This window comes from Cupriavidus necator (genome assembly GCF_040578825.1).
Lineage (GTDB): Bacteria > Pseudomonadota > Gammaproteobacteria > Burkholderiales > Burkholderiaceae > Cupriavidus > Cupriavidus necator_E.
Window position 1 is genome coordinate 1 of the sequence record NZ_JBEFLI010000143.1, and the last position, 5,306, is coordinate 5,306.

Here is a 5,306-nt window from a genome sequence, read left to right on the forward strand (position 1 = left end):
GGGCGGCGCCAGCAGCACCGCCTCCAGCGTAGGCGTGTTGCTGACATCGACCGGGATCAGCGGACCCGGCATGCGCAGGAAGCCGACCACCGCCAGCACATGCACCAGCAGTACCAGCCCGATAACGATGATCCAGCGCCGCCGGCGCCAGACGCGGGGATCCGCGCCGGGCCGGAACGCATCGCGCAGGCGCAGGCCAGGATGGGGTGGATCAGGCTTGGCCGGTTTGTCCGGCCGGGGGGGCGGTACCAAGGTAGCCGAGTTCCGATGAGAGCTGTTGGGCAATGTCCCGTACGCGGCGATCCATCGTACCGCCCCATTCTGCATCGAACAGGCTTTGCGCGCCCAGCACGATCAGCCCCATCGCCAGGTGGCCGTTGGCATCGAACACCGGCATCGAGAACGCATTGATGCCCGGCAGCACGCCGCCAAGCGTGCGCGCGGCGCCGTGGGCACGCACTTCGGCGCAGATGGCGTCGTATTCGGCCAGCGAGCGCGGCATGTCGGGCACGCCGTCGTTGCCCCGGGCGCCCAGTTCGCGTTCGATCAGCGGCAGCGTCTGCTTGCGCGGCAGGTAGGCGCCGTACAGCCGCCCGGTGGCGGAGTTGAGCATCGGCATCACGTCGCCCAGGCGCAGGCTGACGGTGACGGGGTGGCTGGATTCCTCCCAGTGCACGATGGTGGGCCCGTGGTTGCCCCACACGGCGATACCGGCGGTCAGGTCCATCTCGTCGCGCAGCTGCGACAGGATCGGGCGCGCCTTCTTGACCGGGTCGAGCCGGTTCAGTCCCGCCAGCCCGAGTTGCAGCGCGAAGGGCCCCAGGTCATAGCGGCCGCTGACCGGGTCCTGCGCCACCACGCCCAGCCGCATAAAGCTGACCAGGTAACGGTGGGCCTTGGCCGGGTTCATGCCGGCTTCGGCGGCGAGGTCGCGCAGCATCATCGCGCGCGGCGCCGCCGCCAGCGCCTGCAGCAGCCTGAAGCCCACCTCGATGGACTGGATTCCGGAGCGCAGCTTGGCGTCGTCTTCTTCTAGGTCGGACATGCGACGGATAGTTGGTTTTTCGGTAAGCCCCGGCAGCGCGGCCCCGGGCAAATTCCTAGGTAAATTTACTATAGCGAAATCGATTTACCAATTTTTAAGCGATCGGTAGACTTTCTTCGCAACAGATCTGGCGGCGCGATGTTCCCTACGTGCCGAGCCGGGCCCCTTTTTAACACGGAGACTACCGATGCGCCCCCTGCGCCCCTTGCTTCAGCTTCACTCCACCCGTTTCGTGCTGATGGCCCTGGCCGCGGCCGGCGCGCTCTCCGGTACCAGCGCCCCCGCGCGCGCCGAGGACTGGCCCGCGCAGCCGATCCGCTGGGTGGTGCCCTACCCGGCCGGCGGCGGCACCGACGTGGTCGCGCGCACGGTCGGCCAGGCCATTACCCCAGGGCTGGGCAAGCAGGTGGTGATCGACAACCGCCCGGGCGCCGCCACCATCGTCGGCGCCGATGCCGTGGCCCATGCCAAGCCCGACGGCTATACCGTGCTGACCGCCGACACCGCCACGCTGGCCGCCAACCCCTCGCTGTACAAGAAGCTGCCGTACAACCCGGAGAAGGACTTCGTCTATATCGGCCAGCTCGCGCGCTTTCCGCTGGTGCTGGTGGCCAACCCCAAATTCCCGGCGCGCACGCTGAAGGAAGCGATCGAGTACGCGCAGAAGAACCCGGGCAAGGTCAACTTCGCCTCGCCGGGCGCCGGCAGTCCGCACCACCTGGCCATGGAGCTGTTCATGGACCAGACCAAGGTCAAGATGACGCACGTCCCCTACAAGGGCGCGGCGCCAGCCGTGCAGGATCTGCTGGCAGGCCAGGTCGACCTGATGTTCCTGGACCTGGCCTCGGGCCAGCAGAACGTAACGGCAGGCAAGCTGCGCGCACTGGGTGTGGCCACGCCCAAGCGCCTGACCGTGCTGCCCAGCGTGCCGACCGTGGCAGAGGGCGGCGTGGCCGGCTTCGAGGCCTACGCCTGGCAGGGCATGGTGGCGCCGGCCGGCACGCCCAAGGCAGTGGTGACGCGGCTGAACGCCGAGCTGGTCAAGGCGCTGAAGACGCCCGAGGTGCAGAAGAAGCTGGAAGGCGTGGGCGTCGAAGCCGTCTACAGCACGCCCGAGGAATTCGCCAGCTATGCGCGTGCCGAGGCCGAGCGCTGGGGCAAGCTGATCAAGGCCAAGGGAATCACGGTGGACTGAAGCGTGGACTGCGGCGGTGGACTGGACCGGATGCCGGCCACGGTAGACTAGCGGACGCTGCGTCTGCCTGGCGGACGCCATCGATCTCTACCGTACCGCATCCATGAAACTCGCAACCCTGAAGGACGGTTCGCGCGACGGCCAGCTCGTGGTCGTGTCGCGCGACCTGAAGCAAGCCCACTACGCCACCGATATCGCCGGCAAGCTGCAGACCGCGCTGGACGACTGGAACTTCTACGCGCCCCAGCTCCAGGATTTGTACGACGCGCTCAACGCCGGCCGCGCGCGCCACCCCTTCGCGTTCGCCCCCAAGGACTGCATGGCGCCGCTGCCGCGCGCCTACCAGTGGGCCGACGGCTCGGCCTACGTCAACCACGTCGAGCTGGTGCGCAAGGCGCGCGGCGCCGCGATGCCGCCCGAGTTCTGGACCGACCCGCTGATGTACCAGGGCGGCTCCGACGACTTCCTCGGACCGCACGACGATATCGTCTGCGCCAGCGAAGCGTTTGGCATCGACTTCGAGGCCGAGGTCGCCGTGATCACCGGCGACGTGAAGATGGGCGCCACGCCCGAGCAGGCCGGCGACGCCATCCGGCTGGTGATGCTGGCCAACGATGTCTCGCTGCGCAACCTGATCCCGGCCGAGCTGGGCAAGGGCTTCGGCTTCTTCCAGAGCAAGCCGGCCACCGCGTTCTCGCCGGTGGCGGTGACCCCCGACGAACTGGGCGAGGCCTGGCGCGAGCGCAAGGTGCACCTGCCGATGACGGTGCACTGGAACAGCAGGAAGGTGGGCCAGCCCGATTGCGGCACCGACATGGTGTTCGACTTCGGCCAGCTGATCGCGCATATCTGCAAGACGCGCAATGTGCGCGCCGGCAGCATCGTGGGCTCGGGCACGATCTCCAATGTCGACCGCAAGAAGGGCTACTGCTGCATCGCCGAGAAGCGCATGCTGGAGACCATCGACGAGGGCAAGCCGTCGACCGAGTTCATGAAGTTCGGCGACGCGGTCAAGATCGAGATGTTCGATGCGCAGGGGCATTCGGTGTTCGGCGCGATCGACCAGCTGGTGGCGGCGCCCTGACCCGCCCGCGCCTGTCGGCACGGGCCGGCCGGATGTGCATATAATTAACCGACCGCTCGGTTGGTAAATCGACCATGCACCCGGCGCGGCCCGCGCCCCCACCTGACAGGCCACCCATGACTGCCCCCAACGATTCCCCTTCCGATGAACTCTCCGAACGCTATGCCCGCTATCGCGCGCTGACGCTGCGCCGGCACGGCCCCATCCTGGAAATCATCATGGGCGCCGCCCAGTCGGCCAACCAGAAGCTGGCCACCGCGGACGCCAACATGCACCGCGAGCTGGCCGAGATCTGGCGCGACGTCTCCGCCGATCCCGAGGTGCGCGTGGCGCTGATCCGCGGCGAGGGCAAGGGCTTCTCCGCGGGCGGCGACCTGGCGCTGGTGGAGGACATGGCCAACGACTTCGAGACCCGCACGCGCGTGTGGCACGAGGCGCGCGACCTGGTCTACAACGTCATCAACTGCGACAAGCCGGTGGTCTCGGCGATGCATGGCCCGGCGGTCGGCGCCGGACTGGTGGCGGGGCTGCTGGCCGATATCTCGATCGCCGCGAAAACCGCGCGCATCGTCGACGGCCATACCCGGCTGGGCGTGGCCGCGGGCGACCATGCCGCGATCGTGTGGCCGCTGCTGTGCGGAATGGCCAAGGCCAAGTACTATCTGATGCTGTGCGAGTCGGTCAGCGGCGAAGAGGCCGAGCGGATCGGCCTGGTCTCGCTGGCGGTGGAAGAGGATGAACTGGTGACGCGCGCCTTCGAGGTCGCCAACCGGCTGGCGGCGGGATCGCAGACGGCGATCCGCTGGACCAAGTACGCCCTCAACAACTGGCTGCGGATGGCCGGGCCCGCCTTCGATACCTCGCTGGCGCTCGAATTCATGGGCTTTGCCGGCCCCGACGTGCACGAAGGCATGGCGAGCCTGCGCCAGAAGCGGCCGCCACAGTTCAGGTAACGACGACGCAGCCGCTGGCCCGCAACCGGGCGCGGACTGCGCCGCACACGGAGCGCGTGACCATGTTCGGACAGATTCCCGATTTCACCAACAGCTTCGACTTCATGCGCAGGCTATGGGGCAGCGGCACCGGCATGCCCGGCGGCCTGATGCCCGGCCTGCAGGCGATGACCCCGCCGATGGACCTCGACGACCTCGACAAGCGCATCGCCGATCTCAAGGCCGTGGAAAGCTGGCTGCAGCTCAACACCAACCTGCTGCGCACCACCATCCAGGGGCTGGAAGTGCAGCGCGCCACGCTGGTGGCGCTGCAGACCTTCGGCAATGCGCTGTCGCCCGAGGCGATGCAGTCAGCGATGGAGAACGTGGCGCGCGCGGCCAACGCGCCCAGCGCCACGCCGCCGGAGCGGGCCGGCGCGGACACCGGCACCAGCCGCGGCGCCGCCACGCACGCGCCGGCGCAGGAGCCACCCGCAGCGACCGCCGGGACCCCAGAAAGCGCCGAAAGCGCCGAGGCGGCATCCGGCGGCGAGGCCGAACCCGCCGAGTCGCCCAACGCCGGGCTGTGGTGGGACATGCTGCAGCAGCAGTTCAACCAGATCGCAAGCAGTGCCGCCGCGGCCAGCATCGCGCCGTTCGGCATGGGCGGCTTTGGCGGCGCGGGGAGCGCGGGGAGTGCTGGCACCGCAGCCACCAGCGCGGCGGCCACCCCGGCACCAACCCCTGCGGCGAAGCCGAAGAGCGCGCCGCGCAAGACCGCTGCGGCGGCCGCGGGAACCAGGAGCCCGGCAAAGCCGGCAGGCAAGCAGGCCCCCGCCACGAAATCTGCCAGGGCAAAGGCGCCAGCCAAAGGTGCGGCGAATGGCAGCGGGAATGGCAGCGGGCATGGCAAGGGGCATGGCAACGGCAATGAAGGCAGCGGCACCGGCGGCACCTCCTGAGAACCGATGGCGCCCTGAAGCATCCAACGCACAGTCCGGCACCACCCTGCGCCCCCAATGCACCGCGATCTCCCGGCGGGAACCCGCC

The 5,306-nt window shown here is 68.8% G+C and carries 5 protein-coding genes and 1 pseudogene; 4 read left to right on the forward strand and 2 right to left on the reverse strand.

All coding sequences use genetic code 11. The features are described 5' to 3' along the window. Together AB1I47_RS33210 and AB1I47_RS33215 are read right to left on the reverse strand one after the other, a co-directional pair. Positions 1-252, reverse strand: a pseudogene (locus AB1I47_RS33210) (hypothetical protein); the annotation flags it as partial. Then, the gene (locus AB1I47_RS33215; RefSeq protein ID WP_354687894.1) at positions 212-1,045 is read right to left on the reverse strand and encodes an IclR family transcriptional regulator; all 834 of its coding nucleotides are present in this window, start codon (positions 1,043-1,045) and stop codon (positions 212-214) included. The pseudogene AB1I47_RS33210 and the gene AB1I47_RS33215, both read right to left, overlap by 41 nt. A 238-nt stretch (positions 1,046-1,283) precedes the next feature. Here AB1I47_RS33215 and AB1I47_RS33220 point away from each other — a divergent pair, with 238 nt between their 5' ends. The 4 genes from AB1I47_RS33220 (at position 1,284) to AB1I47_RS33235 (ending at position 5,218) form a co-directional block, all read left to right on the forward strand. Then, positions 1,284-2,240, forward strand: coding sequence for a Bug family tripartite tricarboxylate transporter substrate binding protein (locus AB1I47_RS33220; protein ID WP_354687898.1), 957 nt, complete (start codon positions 1,284-1,286; stop codon positions 2,238-2,240). A gap of 103 nt (positions 2,241-2,343) precedes the next feature. Further along, on the forward strand, positions 2,344-3,324 hold the full coding sequence (locus AB1I47_RS33225) for a fumarylacetoacetate hydrolase family protein (protein WP_354687895.1): 981 nt from the start codon (positions 2,344-2,346) through the stop codon (positions 3,322-3,324). 116 nt (positions 3,325-3,440) lie between these two features. Further along, entirely contained in the window at positions 3,441-4,277 is an 837-nt protein-coding gene (locus AB1I47_RS33230; RefSeq protein WP_354687896.1) for an enoyl-CoA hydratase/isomerase family protein, read from the forward strand. A 62-nt stretch (positions 4,278-4,339) separates the two neighbouring features. Next, on the forward strand, positions 4,340-5,218 hold the full coding sequence (locus AB1I47_RS33235) for a PhaM family polyhydroxyalkanoate granule multifunctional regulatory protein (RefSeq protein WP_354687897.1): 879 nt from the start codon (positions 4,340-4,342) through the stop codon (positions 5,216-5,218). Positions 5,219-5,306: the final 88 nt, after the last annotated feature.